This is a genomic window from Limnobaculum allomyrinae, assembly GCF_016649425.1.
Lineage (GTDB): Bacteria > Pseudomonadota > Gammaproteobacteria > Enterobacterales > Enterobacteriaceae > Limnobaculum > Limnobaculum allomyrinae.
Genome location: NZ_JADRCR010000002.1, coordinates 778,585 through 799,130 on the forward strand (window position 1 = coordinate 778,585; position 20,546 = coordinate 799,130).

The following is a 20,546-nucleotide window of genomic DNA, read 5'->3' on the forward strand; positions in this document are numbered from 1 at the left end:
GGTAATTAGCCGGAAATAAGTATAAAAGGAATTGAACAATGGATAGTTGGCAACCTTCAAACCCGGTAGAACGTCGCTTTATGCTGGCGCATGAAGATGCTTTGGCATTTGCGGAGCAACCACAGGCCAAGTTGCTCTATTGGCAAGCTAATGAGGACGATCTCCATCTGATTAATACCTATTTTCAAGTCCAGCAGGAAAATGGGTGCTGCACCATGCAATTTGCTGATGATTTTTTGTCTGGCGATAAGTATGCCGCTCTGATTGCTCAGAATATTATCAATTTTTATGACCAGCGACGCGATGGCTCTTTAGCTCAGGGAATTACCGCCGACTGGCAGGTGCCAGTAAAAGAAAGCGGCACGACAGAGACACAGTATTTGTTGCAGATAGCCCATAGCCTTATGCAGCACCATCCCGATATTTTTCCCGGTTTTTTGTGGGTATTCTCTCCGGGTAATTTAAAAAGCCTTAGCAAAATAGAATCCTGGTTAGATGATCTATTAACAGAAACGTTATCAGGGGAGTGGGCTTCCGAGCGTATTCGTTTTGTGGTGTACACCATGGAAACCGATCTCTTTTCTAAATTATCCGACAACTATCCTCAGGCTGTTTATCGGGTAAATGGCCAATATCATTGTGAAAACGTTCCCAGAGAAATGATCGCAGAATCGAATGAACGTGGGGATAGCGGAAAATTTCGACGCCTTTTTGTTGAGCTGACCGAGACATTAAAAAATAACGACCCCCAGCGTTTGGAGAATCTGTCTAAAGCGGCGCTAGCCATCACTAATAATGCCAGATGGTTTGATCAGAGTGTGGTGGTTCATCTGATAGGGGGGGCTGCTTATTTGAAATGGCAGGATAAAACACGTTCTTTGCAGGCCTATGGTGAGGCTCTGGCGTCGGCAGAGCAGGCAAAAGAAGAGGGGCATCCTGCCGGTAATAAACTGATTGTTAATGCTCTTTTTGGTATTTGCAGCGTGTACTACATGAATAAAGAGTATGACATGGCCGCCAGCTATTACGATCGGATACCCGAATTCTCATTAGCGGATGCCGATTATATTTTGACGGTGGAAGCCAACAGAATGCGGGCAGAGTGTTGGGATAAGGCTAAAAGCCCGGCTAATGCTTTTAGTGCAGCCTTCGAAGGAGTTGATGCCGGGCTGAATATGGAACCGGAGTTACGTAAACAGAGTTCGTTACCGATTTTAACTCATTGGCTTTATAAGCATATTGGCCTGACTGATTGGCGCTATGGAGAAATGCGCGAGAAATTCGCTTCATTATATGGAGATGACTGGGAACAGTTTGTCAGCCTTGATCCGCTTAAATCATCTCAGGAAGAGGAGAAGAGAGTATGAGTGTTCTGGCATCAACGCACTTATCCCCCGTTGTCGGGGTGGATGTTCATATGGTGAACGTTCCTGCACCGGCTCCTATTCCTCATCCTCATGTTGGTGTTGTTCTGGATTTCCGTGAGTTGGTCAATGGCGCTAAATCCTTTGTGGGTTCACTGGTGATGAATTTCGTTCAGGAGAATGTTCCTGCGGAGATCATGGAAAAGGTTGGGCAGGCACAAGAGGCGCTGGCGCTGGCCAATGCCATCAGAAAAGGAGATCTCAAGTCAGCAGCAGGTCAGGTCGGCGGAAAAATCTGGAACAGTGAAGCCGTACAGGGCAACCCAATGGTTAAATCTGCACTTGGTGCAGTGAACTCGGTGAAAGATGCATTGGGAGCCGGTGTCGGGCAGGGCGGCGGTTCTGATAGGCCCGTATTGGTCAATAACCTGATGCGCGCTACGGTAGGCACCAATTCACGCCATATTCCAGGGTTACATTTCCCATTAGGGGCAGGCTACGCCCAAAAATTACCTTCCTGTGATGCTGAAGCTTTTATGGGAAGTAAAACCGTGATTGTTAACGGTGATCCTTTTTCCTATCTGGCGCTTCCTTCATTAAGCTGTTGGTTTGTTGGCATGTTACCTACCAGCAAGAATGCAGCTCATACGCAGAGAAGGGAGCTTTCATTACCTACGGCGGTAACGCTTCCTATTCCTGTTGGCCGTCCGGTTCTGGTTGGCGGCCCGCCAACGCTCAATTTCCTGGCGATAGCATTGGCGTTGTTTAAAGCATTTCGTGGTTCCAAACTGGCTAAAAAACTGTTTTCAAAATTACCGTCGGGCTTTATTAAATGTAAAATTTTTGATGCTGAACCAGTGAATTCGATTACTGGTGAAGTGATTGTTCAGCAAAATGATTTTGAAGTAGATGGCCGCTTCCCACTGATTTGGGATCGCTATTATTCAGGCCATCAGGCCTATGATGGTGCAATTGGTCATATCTGGCTAACACCGGCGGATATTCACCTCGCTTTGGTAGTCACTGAGGGTGTTTTAGGGGCGATAGCTCAGTTTCCCGATCATAAAACCGCTTTTGAGATGCTTCCTGCTTATGAAGGCTGGGAACATCATAGTCTGGACTGGCAGCAAGGGCACGCCATCTATCGTTTGAACAATCAACTGATTTTAAGAACCAGAGAAGGGGTTGAGTATCATTTTCCACTATCGGGTGACTGGTTACACCGGGTAGAGCAGTTAGAAGACAATGAGCAGTTATCCCTGTGGTTTAGCCGAATGGAAGATCTGAACGGCAACGGCTGGCGTTTCGAACGGGATAAGCAGCAACAGCTTCAGCAGTTGGTGGAGTATTGTCTTGAAGGGGATACCGGACGCCATATTGTGTGTCACCATGAAGGGCGATACTTAACCGATTTGGTGTTATATGAAAGTGCCGCGGATAATGCCGGGGTGCTGCTGGCGGGGTATCGGCAGGATAATCACGGCGATATGGTGTCAGTTCTGGACGCTCATCAACAGTCATATGATTTTGAATATATTGATAACCACCAGATGGTGCGTCATACCGACCGCAATGATTTGTCGTTTTACTATGCCTATACTCTGCATGAAGATCAGATCCTTCGGGTGCATCGTGCCTGGGGGGATCATGGTCTGTTTGATTACCGGTTTGTCTACCATCCTGAGCGTCAGGAGACGTTAATTACCGACTCCCTTGGTCATACCACCATTCTGCAATATGACGAACGGCAACTTCCTTTAGTTCGAATCGATCCGTTGGGAGGCGTTAAATCCTATCAATACGACGGTCAACAACGAGGAATATCGGAAATTGATCCGGGTGGTAACAAAACCGAATGGGAATATGACCAGTGGGCAAACATTGTCAGCCGCCGTTACCCTGACGGAAGCGGTATCAGTATTCGCTATGATGAGAGAAATAAGCCGATTGAGATTGTTGATGCTGAAAATCAGCGTTGGCAGCAGCAGTGGAATGATAAAGGTAATCTGATTAGCCAGAAGACCCCACTGGGTCAGGAAAGTTGGTATAGCTATGATGCACTGGGACAACTGGTAGAAGTCCATCGTGGTCGTCAGCAGACAACGCTGACGTATGATGAATTAGGTTTTATTCGCCAGCTTCAGGATATTGCCGGGCGAGCAATTGATTTCCAGTTTGACCGTTTTGGTCATTTGCAAAAACGTCGGCTGGCTAACGGTGATGAAACTCGCTATCAGTATGATAAAAAAGGGCGTTTGATTTCATGCCAGTTAGAGGACGGCGAGTTTATTAGCTGCCGCTACGATGATGAAGATAACCTGATTGAGTACCGCGATCGCGGTAAGAAAGTGACTAAGTTTGCCTATTTTGGTCAGGGGCGGCTGTCGCAGCAGACATTGCCGGACGGTAATACACTTCAATATCACTACAATACCGAAGAACAGCTAATTGGCGTCACCAATCAGCGTGGTGAACGCTGGCAGTTAAATCGTGATGCGGTTGGTCGCCTGATAGAAGAACGGGACTATTGGGGGAAAGCGCGTACTTACCATTATGATGAGGCGGGCTATTTAACTCAAAGCCTTAATCCGTTAGGCCAGTTACTGGCGGTTACCTGTGACCGAATGGGACGGATTGTCAGTAAAGCTCCGCATGGGCAGCCGGAAAAGACGGAAACCTACGCTTATAACAAACGGGGTCAATTGACTCTGGCGAAGAACCAGCATTGCGAAGTGACGCGTCAATATAATCAAATTGGCATGTTAATTCTGGAGAATCAGCAACAACAGGATGTGACGGCTCGTCTTGAGTATGTATATAACCTGTCTGGTCAGCTAACAGAGCAACATCATCAGTTACGGCATCACAGTCAGTCAAAAGAAACGGCGTTTAACCAGGCACTACGTTTTGAATATAACGAGCTGGGACAACTTATCCGCCAGCAGGTGGATGACCATGCGCCAGTCGAATTTGGCTTTGATGAAATTGGCCGCCTTACCAGCCAGAAACAGAGCGAAGCCGTTACCTCGACCTTTGAATACACCAAAGCAGGGCAACTAAAACGCCAGAGCCTGCACCGTAGCGGCAGCGTCCACAGTGACTCCATTGATTACCACTATGACGTGTCGGGTAATCTGGTGATGCGCAGCGATAGTCGTGGAGGAACCGACCGTTATATCTACGATGTGTTGGGGCAGATAACCCGCCACAGCAATCCAATGGGTGAGATCCACGATTATGTGTATAACGCGAACGGCGATCGGTTTGTCGAAAAAGAGAACCCGGAAGGCCAGCGTGAACTGACCTTTAACGACGGTATGCGATATCGTCTGAATCAGGCAGGCCAGCTGATTGTGCGTGAGGATGGCGAACGAAGCGATCGTCTGGAGTGGGATGAGAATGAGTGCCTGAGCGGATTTTATCGTACCGGAGAGCGGGGTGAACGTTATCAGTATCATTATGATGCGTTAAGGCGACGTATCCGTAAAACCTGTATCAATATGAATGATCGGGTTGAGAAGATTACCTATTTTATCTGGGACGGAGACGCGCTGGCGGCAGAAGTCAGCTTCTCGCCAATGGCGATAGGGGCGAATGCCAAACTGGATAGCCGTTTCTTTGTCTATTATCTGAATACCTTTGAACCGCTGGTGCTACAGTGCAAACAGCAGGGCATCGGCAGTCTGGCTCCACCGGAAGAGACCGGTTACTATTTTTATCAGAACGATCCGAATGGGATGCCGTTGCGGTTATATGATGCAGAGGGTGAAATTGCCTGGAGCGCGCACTACACCGCATTTGGCGGGATCGACTGGATGAAATAAACGTTCAACAACCGCTACGACTTCAGGGCCAGTATTTTGATGAAGAGAGTGGTTTACACTATAACCGACATCGTTATTATGATCCGCGCACGGGAATTTTTGTTTGTCAGGATCCGATTGGGTTGGTTGGGGGGATTAATCCTTATCAGTTTGTTCCTAATACCTTAATGTGGACTGATCCTCTGGGATTAGCTTTTATACCTGTAGAACTTACGGAAGGTACAATTTATCGTGGTGCATCTGGTACCGCTTCTAGCGTAACTCCTAGGCCAGGAACAGATGATGTTAGAAAAGATAAGCCACCTGGATTATCTGCCGCTTTAACAACCGATAAGTTAAGTCCTGGGGACAAATATGTAGAACTTGATGTTGCAACATTGCGAGCTGGTGGGCTTGAAGTAATCAATGATAAAGCCGATGGTCATGTAACGATCCGGTTGCCCGATGACCCAGAAGATGAAAAATTGAAGGAGTGGGCAGCTACAAGAGGTGATGAAGAAAACCATGATGCCACTAGTTGTGTACTTAGTAGTGTTACAGGAAAAGGCAAGAAATGAGTAAACATGAAAATATATTGCGCACATTAATCGATATGTTTGAGAAAATATATGAAGAATTAAAAATTACGTTTCCTGAAATTCGTAAAAATGTGGGTGGTTATGAGTATAAAAAAGATAATTTCACAGTCTATATATCAATTTTTCCGAATGAAATAGAGGTTGTCGCTGAGTTATCCTTTCTTGATGGTGATTATTTTTTAGATTTTAGTTTCTGTAATCCTGAGGGTGCTGTTTTGAAAGAGGGAAAGCATATTGAAGGTGATGAAACTAAAATATTGAAAGAGATAAAATATGAAGAAAGCGATATAAAAAAGAGTATTATATTTCTATTGTCTTGTTGATTTTTTTATTGGAATAGCTGGAGGAATATTTACTAAATCTTTCCAGTTTTATTAAACCAAGCGCAATTAGAGTTGTTAATTAGGAATATATTATGAATGAATATGAAACGTTTATTGATGCATTTTTAGATTTTGATGAAACTGTAAGATCTAACGAGGGTTTTAATGAGGTTAAATTTGAAATGGTATGTTCTTTACTAAGGAATTTAAAAGAACCTATTCAGAAAGCTCAATCTGTCCCGTTAAGTTTAGCCAGTGTATTTATTGACTTATATAGTGCAATAGAAAGCTCAGCATATAGACATAATGACGATATGAAAGAAAAAATTCTTTATGCAGCCGATAAATTAGCTGATATTGCGCGAGATGTAGTATCTGAGTATTAAATAGGTATTGCCTGTCTTTGAGTCAATAATCTCAATCACAAAGACAGGCAATACATAGATTTCTACATCTCCATTTCAACTGGAATTACTCATTATTCTTATTCAAGAGCAACTATTACAGACTGGCAGGAGTGAAACTTGGTTTCTTCAAGTTAATTCCTTTTCTGGTGAAGACTAGCGTGTTCTGAATAAAAGATGGTGATGGACGCGCTGGTCGCAGAAGTTAGTTTCTCACCGATGGCGACAGGAGCGAATGCCAAACTGGATAGCCGGTTCTTTGTCTATTATCTGAATACCTTTGAACCGCTGGTGCTACAGTGCAAACAGCAGGGCATCGGCAGTCTGGCTCCACCGGAAGAGACCGGTTACTATTTTTATCAGAACGATCCGAATGGGATGCCGTTGCGGTTATATGATGCAGAGGGTGAAATTGCCAGGAGCGCGCACTACACCGCATTTGGCGGGATCGACTGGATGAAATAAACGTTCAACAACCGCTACGACTTCAGGGCCAGTATTTTGATGAAGAGAGTGGTTTACACTATAACCGACATCGTTATTATGATCCGCGCACGGGAATTTTTGTTTGTCAGGATCCGATTGGGTTGGTTGGGGGGAGTAATCCTTATCAGTTTGCTGCAAATATATTGGGATGGAATGACCCATTAGGATTGGATTATACATCAGGGCCAAGAAATACAGGGCTATTAGGTGGTAATGCAAAACGATATGCTTCAACTAAATATGTATCTGAATGGCGACGTACCATCGATGCTTCATCGATAAAAACTGAAAAAGATAAATTCTTAGGGAGAGATAACGTAAAAGTTGATAAAGGGACGTGGAGAAGTCAGGATGGATTAAGACAGTTTCGTGTTGTTCCTGGTGACTATTCTTTTGATGGTAGTGGGCACGGAATGGGGAAGCCAAAAGTAGCTGGGCAATCCCACGTACATTTTGAGTTATTAGAACCAAAAGTTGATTCATCAGGAAATGAAACAGGTAATTGTAAAATAACCAAAAATGTTCATGTACCTTTATCAATAGGAACTTGAAAATGATATGTTTTTATAAAAGTTATAATGGTATTAACTTTTTATTTAATAGTGATAATTCACTTTATTTACTTAGAAAACTGGAGACGGCTACTATTGAGGTACCTATTATTGAAAATATAAGAGAAAATATAAAAAACCAAATTTGCACGATGGAAATAAATTTATTTTCAGATGAGGATTATGTTTTTTATAAAAATAACAGGATTACATTTTGGTTTTCAGAAGAAACATTAGAGTATGCGATATATAAAATCACGGATTTTTTGGCTAAAGGAGATTTTTATCCTTCAGAGTTCGGTGATTTTATTATAAGTAATTCATTGGGTGTTCCTGAAGGAAACCGAAGAAGAAAAATGCCAATTTATTTTATAAAGGAGTAAATCGGCCGATTAGATTTTTAGGTTTTAATTTTAACAGAATTGGTCATGTAGAAATTGTATTTCTACAGATGAATAGTAATTGGTTTATAGGTATCGTTAATAATTTCGAATAACAATCTGTTTTTGAGTAATGTTGTAAACCACAAAGACAGGTCGTATATGAATTCCTAAATCCTAGTGTAGTCTCTCCGTTTTTTATCGTACCGGAGAGCGGGGTGAGCATTATCAGTATCATTATGATGCGTTAAGGCGACGTATCCGTAAAACCTGTATCAATATGAATGATCGGGTTGAGAAGATTACCTATTTTATTTGGGACGGAGACGCGCTGGCGGCAGAAGTCAGTTTCTCGCTAATGGCGACAGGGGCGAATGCCAAACTGGATAGCCGGTTCTTTGTCTATTATCTGAATACCTTTGAACCGCTGGTGCTACAAAATAATATGAACTACCCCATCTCCCCTTTAGGCTTAACCTCCGTAGTCCCTTTCAGCCGGGGTCGATTAGGCTCCATCTGTTCCAGAGGAGTCACTTCACGCAGTGATAATTGTGAGCGGGAAACAAGATCCTGATATTCTAAGGTATTCAGTCGCTTCCAGTAGAGTTCATCATCTGAAACATCACGCACGTACTTTGCCGGAATTCCCATTAATAACTGCCTGCTCTTACCAATGAATCCAGCGTTAACAAAGCTCATCGCACCAACAATACTTTCCTCACCGATGATTGCTCCATCCATAATCACGCTATTCATTCCCACCAGGGCATCACGGCCGATAATACATCCATGCAATATAGCTCCATGCCCAATATGACCGGATGAATGAACGATGGTATCCCTGTCACAATAGCCATGCATAATGCAGTTATCCTGAAGATTAGCGCCATCCTCCAGAATCAACCGACCATAATCACCGCGCAAAGAAGCATTCGGGCCAATATATACACCTTTACCCACGATGACATCTCCAATCAGCACCGCGGTTGGATGTACATATGCGTCAGGGTCAACAACAGGTATTAATCCTTCAAATGAATAAAAACTCACTGGCAACTCCGATAGTCAATTTTATGACTTTTAACTCCAATAAAAGTACTTTGAATACTATAGAATTAAGTGAGTTATATAATACTTATGTTCAATATTGGTGAGTTATATAGCAGTTATTTTGGGGTTGCCTGAAAGCCTCCGTCATAAAGGTAAATTCCCTCGGCGGTCAGTAAGTTACTATAAGCATAGTCAGGATCGGTCAATTGTATCTTATGAATATCATTGGTTTTAATTTGTCGGGCCGGGGTACGAGTATATGATGGGCCAAAAATATAGATATGACGATCATCATGACCAAAATAGTCACTTAATGAAATAAACTCACCGTCCAATGTAAACTTCTGAACACCGCCTTGATTAATAAAGTAAATATTTGAGGGTTCAATATGATAGGGCATTGAAGTTTGTTCTGGCGGGGAGTTTAATGTCATCGTCTGTAGTGACAACTGGCTTTGAGAATCAAATTCTCCTTTCAGTATATATAGATGATTTTCATCAGTTGCTACGCGTTGGTTGATCACTTTAAAAAACTCTGGATTGGCGTCCGGAATTTCAGTTAGTTGCCATTCTCGCGTTTTTCTATTTTGAGATTGTGTGTAATACACTTTACTTCTTGATAGGTAAAAACCTTGTGTCAGATATTCAACATCTTGAGCTAACAGGTTTTTAACTTCCTGTTCCGTATTATTATAGTAATAACTGTGTAACCCATTCTTATCAGAGTAATCCAGTAGAATATTTGGCATCCAGCGTTCAATTTTAAAAGTATCCGCATCAGCAGAGATGGGAATACCATCAACAAATACCTTATTCATATTACGTGAAATAATGTTATCACCATGATGACAAGAGGCTCCATCGCCATAAGCTTTACTTTTTAATACCTGAAAACCTTTCGATACACCAATATATTGACCTGCATGATAAAGGTTATTTTTATCCATCATGATATAGCTATCAATTAGTTTTAACGTTGCTAAGTCAACGTGACTAATGCCGGTATTATTATCACTACGTTTTCCCTGATAATAGATACTGAACTTATCAACCGCAAAAGCCAGATTATCAAAAGGCTGAGTAAAACTTTTGGCATCAACAGCTGGTTCTTCTGGTGAGTTAGTCAGTATTTCTCCGTCAAAAAACACACGAACATTATCAGTAAAGTAATTGGGATCGCCAAAGAATCGTACGCCATCAATCCAATTTTTATTATTTTTAGATAAGGAATGAACCCGATGAAACGCTTTTAAGTTAACATTTTTTAGCCTGTTAACTTCGGATGGTGTTTGATTAATATTCGTCTTTTCATAAAGTAACATTCCATTTTTAGCTTTATAACGATATTCAATAAATGCAGGAGAGCAAGCTTGAGCTGAATGTTGGAATACCCATAAAGCAATAATGCTGATCAATATGCTCACTTTCATCTTATCTTCCTTGATGCTGCTGGTGTTGTAATGGCAGATAAATGTAACAGGGCTTTTAGATATATCCCTGCTTAGGGATGGTAATTTATATTGATTCCTGAGCCTGATTGAATGATTTTATTGACGTAGGCTTATATGGATTAGCATCGAAATGGCGTCCCCGACAGGAATCGAACCTGTAACTAGCCCTTAGGAGGGGCTCATTATATCCATTTAACTACGGGGACTTGTTTTCTAAGGTTTTCTTACTTTTCCTATTCTTTTCTATGTTAGCGTATCTTTCCCCTATTCATCAAGCTTAGCGCTGCGTTTTCTTTCCCTTTATTCCTTTCCATTCCTGTTTATTTTCATTTGCTATTGCTTCCTTCACTTGTCAATGTGTACAGATTGAGTACAGAATGGAGCCATGCAATGTGTACAGGATATAATGTATGTCTCTTAGTGATACCAAACTGCGAAGCATTCATGGTAAGCCGTATAGCGGCCCTACTGAACTAACCGATGGAGACGCGCTCAGTGTACGCATTACTCCCATGGGAACAATAACATTTCAATACAGATATCGATGGAACGGAAAGCCAGTACGATTAACAGTAGGTCGATATCCGAGTACTACACTGAAGGACGCTCGCGTCATCGTAGGGAGCATGCGCGAATTGTACATGAAGGGAGTTAATCCAAAAAACTATTTCGCCCGCAATGACGGAGAGCTGACATTAAAAGAATGTTTAGATCACTGGTGGGATAAATATGTAAAGGGGTTAAAACCCAATACCCAAACGTTATACAAGTCCGTCGTGTACAACACCATGTACACAGAATTTAAAGACATGCCAGTAGCCAGTGTCCCAATTTCCCAATGGGTTAAATTTTTTGATAAGCATGAAAAGAAAAACAGTAAGAAGGCGAGAGTACTATTACTGCAACTCCGTTCAGTTATTAACTGGTGTATTAGCCGCCAGTTAATCCCATCATGTGAGCTAACTAAACTTAGTGTAAAAGCCGTAGGGAAAAAGCCAGATGTTGGTAATCGTGTCTTAACTTACAATGAACTGGCAAAAATATGGATCGCACTGGAGAACTCCAAAATTACCTCATCAAACAAAGTGCTTCATCAATTATTGCTTCTTTGGGGTGCGAGACTATCCGATCGCGAGAATTATCTGGAAAAACTTTTAGCTACTATCAAACCTGTTAGCCGACAGGAGGCAATCGACGTCTGCAAATGGGTTCTGGATAATGAACTTCTCAATGATTTAGGTGAAAGAACCAACAGCATCATTCTTAATCTGGTGGGGGAGTGTGGCTGATGAAACTTGAATCTTCGCTAAAGCATTTTAGCCCGCAAGGGATAATTATCACTGACACTCCTAATGGAACGTCAGCAGACCGTCTTACGGGGACTGATGTCATGGTTGCTATTGGGATGACAAAAGCAAAGGCGAGTTTCGGTATATCTGCATTCCTGGGTAAAACAGGGATTAGTGCTGAAGACAAGGAAAAGGCCATCCATGAGCTAATTCAATACGCTTACCAGAAAGCTCCAAAGCTGGTGGGTAAAGTTGCCGGCCGTCGAATGGCTCGTTGTATGCAGATTCTGGCCACTCTCGCTTATGAGGAATATTCCCACTCTGCCGGTGCCAGTGTGACATGTCACAGTTGTTATGGAAAAGGGACTGTAGAAGTTTGGCGGAATGTTGTGAAGTATCCCGGGTACATCGGAGCTGATGGCGAAGAGAAAATACCACCAGTCATTGAACGAGAGATAGTTCGTGAACTCTGCCAGCCCTGCAACGGGAAAGGAGTAATATATAAACGTTGCCGCAACTGTAAAGGAACTGGGAAGGCTATCGATCGTGAGTCTACAAAGGTTACTGGCGCACCGGTCATTAAAGGTTGTGAGCGATGTGGGGGAAAGGGATATAGCCGGATGCCGTCATCAGTAGCACATAAAGCGATTAAAGCACTGATTCCTGATTTAACTCAGTCCTCATGGTCGCGCAACTGGAAACCACTTTATGAATTACTGGTGACTAAATGTGATGTAGAAGAAGGAGTAGCGGCAGCGGTCTTTCAGAAAATAACTAAATGATGAATGTTCGGCATGGATGCCAATATTTTAAATTAAATATATTGCATTTTGCATAAACTTGGCGTAAATTATTTAAATAGTGGGAAATTCTTGCTGTACACCACTAATCGCATATTTAAGCCCTGTCAGAAATGACGGGGTTTTTTATTTGGCTGTTATTTTGTATGACTCGTGATTTAACTAATGGATATCCTCATGTCATATCAATTGAAAACAGAAGTTATAGTCATACGGTTAACAAAAGAAGAGCTGTCGATCCTGGAGGCTAAAAAGACGCGTCCACTTATTGGGGATTGGTTAAAAGAGTTAGCTTTTTCTGCGCCGGATCGGCAAGAGAAAACGTCTGAGTGAGATCTTTCACACCCCGTAGAACGGAACTTTATGGCGCGTCGGGTAAAATGCCTTAGCGCCACTTGTCGTTCTGTTAATAAAAGGGCAGTTTTTATGTGAAATTGCGCGTTTTTTAGGCTATATGGTAATTATCGAATTACCAAAACAGGGCACTTTGCATAACGAACTATCGCAGCAGCATTTGAACCAAGAAGATAAGTGGCCATGCTTGGGCGATGTGAAGCGACAATGATAATGTCTGCTTGAATAGATTCTGCAAGTCCTAATATCCGATCTTTAGGGGAGCCTGTAGCTAAATGCGTTTCCATTCTGCTTTTTGGAATATTAAATGGTTTTATTGCTTCAGTCAGTTGTGATAACGCTTCACTTCTTATCATTTCATTATCAGGAGCCTCTGGTGAGTAGGCTAACCCTAACGAAGCATAATAAGGAAAAATGGGAATAACTGTTAGAAAATGAACGCGAGCGGTGTCATTAAGGCTAACCTGAGCTTTAACATGAGGAACAACTAGCTGGGTTAACTCAGGTGTGGAAATATCTATGGGTACTAGAATCGTGTGATACATATTACCTCCTATTTGCTTTGCTCTCAAATTAAGTGTAGTTATTCTCTGAAAGTTGGCAACATTTCTAAATTAGGTCATATACTTTCTGTGTGTGTACAAAAAGCGGAGGTAGTATGAAATACATTGTTCATACAGAAGCAGATGATTGTGGTCATCATACAGTGCATGTTGAAACGTGTGTCCATTTACCTGGTAAGCTCAGGTGTCATGAGCTTGGTGAATTTAGTAATTGTAAGGCTGCAGTAACAGAAGCAAAACGCTTAGGATATTCGCGAGTTATTGGTTGCTATTATTGCTGCAATTCATGCCATGCTACATCATGACCTGATGGGCTATGAAACTCCCGCCTTACATTGCAGGGAATAGTTTCGACGCCTCAATCTTCCGCCAATTTGAACTACCCAAGAATTTGAGGTAGTTCGTTGATATCCACTTCAGCGTTTTTTTATTGGCAAAAAATTGAATAAAAAAACCAGTCTTGAGTAATTGCAACTTAAGACTGGTTAATGGCTAGTGGTTATATCATATTTATGAATATAGTTTTTAATACGAACAAGACGCTTTAGAAGGCAGGAAATAAAACGCCTTGTCGAGAGAGATAATACCGATTTCAATAATATTGTAAATATGCCTAAGCATAATATTTTCTAATGAACTGAAGTGATATTTTCAGGTGTAACGATTTAAAATCTTGTTAAGGGTTAACCCTGCCCTCACCATTGTGTGGTGCTTTTTGTTATCTGATTGGGCATTGCTTCAGTGTGAAGTATGTTTTTTCTTTACCTAAGTCATTCAGCATCCACCCTGTTGTAACTGATACTGCACACATGGCAATAACTAAGGTAATAGCAGAAAGTGACATGTTCATAGATATATCCTCATCAAAAAAACGCCGGTGACATTTAATTACATAATTTTAACAATGTTACTTATTTTTTTAACATTAAGTGTATTTTTAATTAAGTTGAGTCACCGGCAACTCTTAAAACCCTTAAGTTTCTCAAGCCAAGATCTAATAGCTACCTAGTTTTAATATACGCTAAAAACAAGAATGCCCGATATGGCACATAGGCATAAGATGACAAGTGTCATTAGAATAAACGCTTTTTCAAAGTTACTTATTTTCATGTTCTTTCGCCATTCTATAGTGATTATCTAATGTTATAGTTTCAAATTGAAATAATTCAAGACTCGTAAATGAGGGCGTATTCAGCCCCAGCCAAAACCAACACTCCCTCATCTATCAGAAAACGACTGATATCAGAAAACGACTGATATCAGAAAACGACTGATGGCTAATTCTATTAGAGTCATTCGTATGAAAAATATTCAGCAGTACATTTGTATTGGCGATTTAACCGAAGATAAGTTAGTTGAATGGTTGAGGCGGCAGCATATAGCTTTGTCCTACTATATAAAATTGAAAAAAGAAAGAGCCGCACTGATAGAACGGCTCGGAGAGCTTGACTTGATTATAAGTGATTATCAACCTGAATATCATGAAGGAAAGCTGAGCTTTCCCCAGGAGCCCACTCATTATCAAGAAAGCCATCAAACGTTAGAGAATAATCAGGCAGATAACTGAGGTATTCTTGAGCATCAGCCGGTAGCTTATCTATCCGGATGTCCTCTTGCAGAACCAGTAAACAATGGTTTAAAGACATTTTTTCAATATCTTCGATTCTCCATTTAGTTTTCATGAAAATTAAATGATGGAGTGCTTTGATCCCGCTTAATGGTTCAAATTTTGTTCCATATTTTGAACGGTGAATATGCAGTATTAGCTCTAGAGTGAAAATCTGAGCAGATCGCAGATATAGCTTAACAGTATCGGCGTTATTGTAGTTTTTAAAACCAATACTTGAGTGAGCAATACCTCTAACGTCTGCAACTCTGGAAATGATGACGTGCCATAAATCTGAATATGTGCTCATGACGATTATCCTTTTAATTTATAGGATATCAAAAAATATCACTATGTCTCATCCGGTTAAAGAATAATCATTTCTCTTTAAATTTAACGAATAATGGACACTTCCAACGGAGGTGGATATGCGTATGTATAAACAACCAGATATTTACGGAACCATCATCGCGTGGATTGCTGAACATCGAGGCGAATTACTGAGCGCTGTATTAGCAGCTCTTATGGCTTTGTTACGTGGGGCTTATGCAGGTGGCGGAAAGGCAAAGGTAATGCTTGATGCTGCTATGTGTTCAGTAATCGCGTGGTTCATTAGAGATATCCTGATGATAATTAATGTCGAGCCAGACTGGGCATTAATAACAAGTGTATTTATTGGGTATCTGGGAACTGATTTTATTGGCTCAGTTCTGAAAAAACTAATTAGTAATAAATCAGGAGCGGCAAACACAAATGGCAGCTAATCAATCACGCGGTATTAGAAATAACAATCCTGGCAATATCGACTACAACCCGGAAAATAACTGGAAAGGTCAGTTGTCATTTGATTCGGTATTAGAAAAACGCTTCTGCCGGTTCCAGTCTGCTGAATATGGTATCAGGGCATTAATGTCATTACTGGGAACATATCAACGGAAGTACAAATTAAGGACAGTAGCTGCACTAATTAACCGCTGGGCACCGACTAACGAAAATAACACGTCTGCGTACGTTAACGGTGTAGCTAAAGACCTTGGTGTATCACCGGTGCAGGAAATCAGTGTAAGCGATAAGAAAACAGCTATTGCGCTGGCTAAAGCTATTGTCCGGCACGAGTATCCAGATGAGACGTTTGAAAAAGCGTTTATTCAGCTCAGAATACTCTTGGATTTTACGATCAGTCATTATTGATGATCTTCCAGTTCGTCCATTTAATATTCGAGTTGTCCGGACGAATGAAGATAGCACATCCTCTCGCCTGGAGAATAAAACCGTCTGGTCCAGTTACACCGAGATCATTGATACAAAACTCACTTATCCCAATACGGCCGTTGTTGGACTTCAGTTTGATTCTGAACAGTTTAACGGGGTACCAAGCCGTCAATATCTTATTGATGGGCTTATTGTTCAGGTTCCGGATAATTACGACTCAATAAACCGTACTTATAACGGATTATGGACTGGTACTTTTAAACCCAGTTGGACGAATAATCCAGCCTGGATATTTTATGATTTAGTCACCAATGAGCGGTACGGTCTGGGTAAACGTTTGGGCCAGTTTGGCTGTGATAAATTTTCTTTGTATATCATTTCTCAGTATTGCGATCAGCTGGTTGATGATGGCTTTGGTGGGAAAGAGCCACGCATGACGTGCAATGCCTACATCACAGATCAGCGCCAGGCTAAAGATTTGCTGGATGATTTGGCATCGGTGTTTCGGGCTATGCCGGTTTGGGATGGTTTACAGATGACATGCGTTATGGACAGACCGTCTGATCCTGTCTGGCGCTACAGCAATGCTAACGTAATCGATGGTAAGTTCTCTTATTCTTCCAGCGCTCAAAAAGCTAGGCATACTGCCGTACATGTTCGTTATGTGGATCCCAATAACGGGTGGGAAACAGCAACAGAGTATGTTGCAGATGATACGTTGATCGCCCGATATGGACTAAATGTCAGCCAGGTTGATGCTTTTGGCTGTACTTCTCGCGGCCAAGCTCACCGGGCAGGGAAATGGATATTAGAAACCGAGCGACTGGAAAAACAGACAGTCAGTTTTCAGGTTGGTAGAGAGGGAATTAAACATCTACCCGGCGATATTATTGAAGTTGCTGATAACAATTTCGCCGGAGCCCGAATCGGTGGTCGTATAGTCAGTATTGATGATGGAAAACAAACCGTAACTCTGGATCGTGATGTTGTTATTACTGATGATGAACAGGCTTTTTTTGGTTACATCGATAATAATGGCGCCCCGCAAAAAGTGCAGGTTTTTTCCCATCCAGAACCAAATATCCTGGTACTTGGCAGGGCCATTGATGGCATGACCGATTACGGGATGTGGACATTATCAACAGCAACAATTAAACCGCGATTATTCAGGGCGATGGGGATATCTGAGGATGAGGGGACCTATACCATTTCAGCTATTCAGCACGTACCAGAAAAAGAGGGCGTGGTTGATAATGGTACCGTCTTTGATCCTGACACGAATACGTTATATAGCGGGAGGATCCCGCCAGTTGAGCATTTACAGATCGAAGCCATGCCAGATTCTGATGTATTTCAGATCCGCATGACCTGGGACACTCCACGAGTTATGAGTGGTTTAGTGTTCGATGTGAAACTGATGCGCGAAGATATGGTGCATAAGCGTGAAATCGTGTCTGATACTGAATTCTTATGTGGCAACCTTCCACTGGGTAATTATTCCGTAGCTATCCGGGGTAAAAATCCTGCTGGACAACTTGGAACAGAGACAACGACAGTCTTTGAGATTGGTCCACCGTCATTACCAGATCATCTTCAGGTTACCGTAGGCAACTTTAACGTAACCATAAAACCGGTTGTAACGAAGCCAACCAGCCTGGGTACTCAGTACGAATTCTATAAAGGAATGACTGAGGCAGAGGTCATTGCACAATCAAACTATCTTGGACGGGCAACCGTTCTTAATGATGTGAACTGTACGCCGGACACAGAATACTGGTATGGAGTGCAGGCCGTCAATGGTGTTGGCCGGTCTAATATGATGATCCAGCAAGTGCGGACGAAGTTGAAGCCAGAAGATATTTTGGATTTGATTGGCCCTGAAATTCCAAAGTTAGACTGGGCGAAAGAGCTATCAGAAATGGTAGAAGAGAACAGCAGCAACATCGTGCTACTGGAAGACCGTGCCGCGCTGGTCGTGAATAAAGATAATCGGGTAACCGGTATCACGATCACGGCAGGCGATGAGGCCAGCGCTATCGATTTTCTTGCTGATTTTGTTTCATTTACCGATCCTGATTCGTTTGAGCGGAATTTATACTGGGACAACAACAGAAAAACGCTGATTTTAAAAGGTGAAATCCAGCTATTGGATGGTACCAGTGTTTCTTCTAAAAATGATTTGGGGAATGGGGCTGGTGGTATTTTCCGTATTAAATCAGCGTCAGGTGTTTTCCCCGGAAGTGCAGAAGTTGCAAATGCGCTTTTCCGCTCGGCATTCGGTACCGACCCCGGTATTGATACAGTATTAACCTTTTATTCCGTTAATGGTGCCGGCAAGGTCGATCGGGCTGATTCTCGAATGTATAACGGTACTGACTGGATCACGCCTATGTTGTTTATTGACGGTGATCTGATTGCACTGGGAACTATTCGCGGCGACCGGCTGGTAGCCGGTACGGAAATTTATGCACCGGTAATCAGAGGCGGAGCCCTTGTTGCTGCCAGCATTCAGGGGGGAACACTTAATATTAACGACCGATTCATTGTTGATCAGTATGGAAATGTAGCAATCCGTAATGCTAACGCTGGTGTTGGCCTGCAGATTACTTCCAGTTCAGTTGATGTTTATAACGAATATGGACAACTAATGACAAGAAACGGGAGACTCTGGTAATGGCTGAATATGGTTTTTTAATCAGTCAGGGAACAGGAAAGACAATCAATATAACAAGCGGCGCACGGGCCGCTTCTTTTTTAGGGGTTAAGGATAACGGTCAATATCCTAACTGGCAGGACTGGAATAATTGCTATTTTACGGATTATGTAACTGGTACTTCCATGTATGTGATCCCGATTATAACTGCCAATTTTAACCCAGTTCCAGGTGGCGCATATCCAGCTTTAACATACGCTACTTATTTTGATATTTCAGGTAGTAAAGTTACCCCACGGTTTAATTCAGATACACCAAACAACATGAGAATTGCTGCGATGCAGATTTATCCGGCAGGTAATACAGGAGCCTATGGGCTGGCTCTATGGGATGCAACGGATTTTTCTGCTATCACGAACAGTGGGATGGCAGGCGTTGTGACATATTCGGCCCGAGTCCTTATCAGCGGTACCTGGTATTTGCCTGCTGGTATTCCGGGGCGAGGGAGTGGGGTAATATTTGCCAATTTTACCAATCCCAGTGTTTCACTGGCACCAACGGCGGATTTAACCGGCGTAATTGCAACCGATTTTAGTGGTAACGCGGCGACCGTGGAGGCTTATATAGTTTATGTTTCCAGCGGATTTAATCTCACTATTCCTCAGTATGGCTTTGCTATTTACAACACAGCAGGGCAGGCAACTTTTACCAGTGCTCACACGCCTTTATTGCTTCGTGGCGAAGTGTCGATGCCAGGCACTGGTATGCAATGGGTAGGTGCTCCGGCAGGTATTCAGCAAATGATGGTACCTGTTTGTTCTCCGGGTGCTGATTTCATCACAGGGCAACGAAACCAATATTTACTCTATCGCAGTGGAATAACGATGAATGGCAATAGTTTTGCTATTGCTCATAGTCAGCTAACCGGCAGTTTTACAACCGGCAGTTATGTTGGTTTGCCGCGCTGGTGCATTACCAGTACAACCATTCCCGTTCTGGACGCAACAGACTACTTCTAATCTCAATTTAAAAGGTCAATCATGGCTATTAAAATCTCTGGCGTTTTACGCGATGGGATGGGTAAACCGATCCCGAAATGTACTATCGAACTTCACTGTAAAAAAACATCATTAACCGTTGTTGTTGAAACTGATGCGCTCCTTGGGGTTGATATTACCGGTGCATACACTATGCAGGTCGAACCGGGAAAGTATGACGTTTCATTATATGTCAGGGGATTTCCACCGAAACGAGTTGGTAGTATTGATGTGTATGCCGATTCATTGCCGGGTACTTTAAATGATTTTCTAATGATACCTGGTGAAAGTGATTTGACCCCGGAACTGGTTCTTATGTTCCAACAGTTACGGGATGAGGCACGACAAGCGGCAGATGAAGCCAGAGTAGATAAAGAACTTGTTGATGATATTCTGACAGACGTTCGCTCTATTCAAACCGATGTAACAGCAAAGCAGCAGCAAGTCAGTGCCGATGCTCAGGATTCAAGCAATTCTAAAACCAGCGCAGCGGCGTCCGCTGCAACATCAAGCGACAATGCAGCTAATACTGCTGCAGATGCTCAGTCCACAGCAGTAGATAGAGCCGCTGTGAGCAATGATAAGCAGGCTGTTTCAACTGATAGAGAATTAGCACAGCAG

General features: G+C 42.4%; 18 protein-coding genes, 1 tRNA gene and 1 pseudogene. 15 read left to right on the forward strand and 5 right to left on the reverse strand.

All coding sequences use genetic code 11. The annotated features are described in order from the left end of the window. Nucleotides 1-38: 38 nt before the first annotated feature. From I2494_RS07635 to I2494_RS07670, 8 genes are all read left to right on the forward strand, one after another. Nucleotides 39-1,367, forward strand: coding sequence for a hypothetical protein (locus I2494_RS07635; RefSeq protein ID WP_218466467.1), 1,329 nt, complete (start codon nt 39-41; stop codon nt 1,365-1,367). Then, nucleotides 1,364-5,188: a DUF6531 domain-containing protein gene (locus tag I2494_RS07640; RefSeq protein WP_218466468.1), complete on the forward strand. Its 3,825-nt coding sequence runs from the start codon at nt 1,364-1,366 to the stop codon at nt 5,186-5,188. Before I2494_RS07635 ends, I2494_RS07640 begins: the two co-directional genes overlap by 4 nt. Continuing rightward, nucleotides 5,185-5,745, forward strand: coding sequence for an RHS repeat-associated core domain-containing protein (locus tag I2494_RS07645; RefSeq protein ID WP_228350881.1), 561 nt, complete (start codon nt 5,185-5,187; stop codon nt 5,743-5,745). Before I2494_RS07640 ends, I2494_RS07645 begins: the two co-directional genes overlap by 4 nt. After that, the gene (locus I2494_RS07650) at nt 5,742-6,089 is read left to right on the forward strand and encodes a hypothetical protein (RefSeq protein WP_218466469.1); all 348 of its coding nucleotides are present in this window, start codon (nt 5,742-5,744) and stop codon (nt 6,087-6,089) included. The genes I2494_RS07645 and I2494_RS07650 overlap by 4 nt, the downstream gene beginning before the upstream one ends. Nucleotides 6,090-6,181: 92 nt before the next feature. Continuing rightward, the gene (locus I2494_RS07655) at nt 6,182-6,475 is read left to right on the forward strand and encodes a hypothetical protein (protein WP_218466470.1); all 294 of its coding nucleotides are present in this window, start codon (nt 6,182-6,184) and stop codon (nt 6,473-6,475) included. Between the two features lie 195 nt (nt 6,476-6,670). Next, a complete protein-coding gene (locus I2494_RS07660) occupies nt 6,671-6,958 on the forward strand; it encodes an RHS domain-containing protein (protein WP_228350868.1) in 288 nt (95 codons plus the stop codon). Beyond that, nucleotides 6,955-7,530, forward strand: coding sequence for an RHS repeat-associated core domain-containing protein (locus I2494_RS07665; RefSeq protein ID WP_228350882.1), 576 nt, complete (start codon nt 6,955-6,957; stop codon nt 7,528-7,530). The genes I2494_RS07660 and I2494_RS07665 overlap by 4 nt, the downstream gene beginning before the upstream one ends. A gap of 2 nt (nt 7,531-7,532) precedes the next feature. Further along, nucleotides 7,533-7,913: a hypothetical protein gene (locus I2494_RS07670; RefSeq protein WP_218466472.1), complete on the forward strand. Its 381-nt coding sequence runs from the start codon at nt 7,533-7,535 to the stop codon at nt 7,911-7,913. A 447-nt stretch (nt 7,914-8,360) separates the two neighbouring features. On the opposite strand, the gene caiE is transcribed toward I2494_RS07670, so the two are convergent. The 3 genes from caiE to I2494_RS07685 form a co-directional block, all read right to left on the reverse strand. Continuing rightward, nucleotides 8,361-8,960, reverse strand: coding sequence for a carnitine operon protein CaiE (caiE, locus tag I2494_RS07675; protein ID WP_218466473.1), 600 nt, complete (start codon nt 8,958-8,960; stop codon nt 8,361-8,363). Between the two features lie 116 nt (nt 8,961-9,076). Beyond that, nucleotides 9,077-10,390, reverse strand: a complete 1,314-nt coding sequence (locus I2494_RS07680) for a DKNYY domain-containing protein (RefSeq protein ID WP_218466474.1) — start codon at nt 10,388-10,390, stop codon at nt 9,077-9,079. Nucleotides 10,391-10,542: 152 nt separating this feature from the next. Next, a tRNA-Arg gene (locus I2494_RS07685) sits at nt 10,543-10,617 on the reverse strand. A 204-nt stretch (nt 10,618-10,821) separates the two neighbouring features. On the opposite strand from I2494_RS07685, the pseudogene I2494_RS07690 reads away from it, so the two are divergent. Together I2494_RS07690 and I2494_RS07695 are read left to right on the forward strand one after the other, a co-directional pair. Then, nucleotides 10,822-11,541: pseudogene (locus I2494_RS07690) on the forward strand (tyrosine-type recombinase/integrase); the annotation flags it as partial. A gap of 158 nt (nt 11,542-11,699) precedes the next feature. Next, a complete protein-coding gene (locus I2494_RS07695; RefSeq protein WP_218466475.1) occupies nt 11,700-12,482 on the forward strand; it encodes an antitermination protein in 783 nt (260 codons plus the stop codon). 479 nt (nt 12,483-12,961) lie between these two features. On the opposite strand, the gene uspF is transcribed toward I2494_RS07695, so the two are convergent. After that, nucleotides 12,962-13,399, reverse strand: coding sequence for a universal stress protein UspF (gene uspF, locus I2494_RS07700; protein ID WP_218466477.1), 438 nt, complete (start codon nt 13,397-13,399; stop codon nt 12,962-12,964). A 1,472-nt stretch (nt 13,400-14,871) separates the two neighbouring features. Further along, entirely contained in the window at nt 14,872-15,333 is a 462-nt protein-coding gene (locus tag I2494_RS07705; RefSeq protein ID WP_218466478.1) for an ECs1072 family phage-associated protein, read from the reverse strand. Nucleotides 15,334-15,451: 118 nt separating this feature from the next. Between I2494_RS07705 and I2494_RS07710 the strand changes: the two genes are divergently transcribed. The 5 genes from I2494_RS07710 to I2494_RS07730 form a co-directional block, all read left to right on the forward strand. Continuing rightward, a complete protein-coding gene (locus tag I2494_RS07710) occupies nt 15,452-15,787 on the forward strand; it encodes a phage holin, lambda family (protein WP_130593353.1) in 336 nt (111 codons plus the stop codon). Further along, on the forward strand, nt 15,777-16,214 hold the full coding sequence (locus I2494_RS07715; RefSeq protein WP_218466479.1) for a structural protein: 438 nt from the start codon (nt 15,777-15,779) through the stop codon (nt 16,212-16,214). Before I2494_RS07710 ends, I2494_RS07715 begins: the two co-directional genes overlap by 11 nt. Beyond that, nucleotides 16,147-18,909: a host specificity protein J gene (locus I2494_RS07720; RefSeq protein WP_218466480.1), complete on the forward strand. Its 2,763-nt coding sequence runs from the start codon at nt 16,147-16,149 to the stop codon at nt 18,907-18,909. Before I2494_RS07715 ends, I2494_RS07720 begins: the two co-directional genes overlap by 68 nt. Further along, nucleotides 18,909-19,907 (forward strand): DUF6453 family protein, encoded by a 999-nt coding sequence (locus I2494_RS07725; RefSeq protein ID WP_218466481.1) that lies wholly within the window; start codon nt 18,909-18,911, stop codon nt 19,905-19,907. Before I2494_RS07720 ends, I2494_RS07725 begins: the two co-directional genes overlap by 1 nt. A 21-nt stretch (nt 19,908-19,928) precedes the next feature. Continuing rightward, nucleotides 19,929-20,546 (forward strand): prophage tail fiber N-terminal domain-containing protein (locus I2494_RS07730; RefSeq protein WP_228350869.1); only part of this gene is annotated, 618 nt, incomplete at its 3' end.

Excerpts from the sequence above, each read along its gene's own strand:
- I2494_RS07680 (WP_218466474.1), bottom strand. The coding sequence starts at position 10,390 with ATGAAAGTGAGCATATTGATCAGCATTATTGCTTTATGGGTATTCCAA.
- I2494_RS07720 (WP_218466480.1), top strand. The coding sequence starts at position 16,147 with ATGAGACGTTTGAAAAAGCGTTTATTCAGCTCAGAATACTCTTGGATT.
- I2494_RS07710 (WP_130593353.1), top strand. The coding sequence starts at position 15,452 with ATGCGTATGTATAAACAACCAGATATTTACGGAACCATCATCGCGTGG.
- I2494_RS07655 (WP_218466470.1), top strand. The coding sequence starts at position 6,182 with ATGAATGAATATGAAACGTTTATTGATGCATTTTTAGATTTTGATGAA.
- uspF (WP_218466477.1), bottom strand. The coding sequence starts at position 13,399 with ATGTATCACACGATTCTAGTACCCATAGATATTTCCACACCTGAGTTA.
- I2494_RS07725 (WP_218466481.1), top strand. The coding sequence starts at position 18,909 with ATGGCTGAATATGGTTTTTTAATCAGTCAGGGAACAGGAAAGACAATC.
- I2494_RS07635 (WP_218466467.1), top strand. The coding sequence starts at position 39 with ATGGATAGTTGGCAACCTTCAAACCCGGTAGAACGTCGCTTTATGCTG.
- I2494_RS07705 (WP_218466478.1), bottom strand. The coding sequence starts at position 15,333 with ATGAGCACATATTCAGATTTATGGCACGTCATCATTTCCAGAGTTGCA.
- I2494_RS07715 (WP_218466479.1), top strand. The coding sequence starts at position 15,777 with ATGGCAGCTAATCAATCACGCGGTATTAGAAATAACAATCCTGGCAAT.
- I2494_RS07650 (WP_218466469.1), top strand. The coding sequence starts at position 5,742 with ATGAGTAAACATGAAAATATATTGCGCACATTAATCGATATGTTTGAG.
- I2494_RS07640 (WP_218466468.1), top strand. The coding sequence starts at position 1,364 with ATGAGTGTTCTGGCATCAACGCACTTATCCCCCGTTGTCGGGGTGGAT.
- I2494_RS07660 (WP_228350868.1), top strand. The coding sequence starts at position 6,671 with ATGGTGATGGACGCGCTGGTCGCAGAAGTTAGTTTCTCACCGATGGCG.
- I2494_RS07695 (WP_218466475.1), top strand. The coding sequence starts at position 11,700 with ATGAAACTTGAATCTTCGCTAAAGCATTTTAGCCCGCAAGGGATAATT.
- I2494_RS07670 (WP_218466472.1), top strand. The coding sequence starts at position 7,533 with ATGATATGTTTTTATAAAAGTTATAATGGTATTAACTTTTTATTTAAT.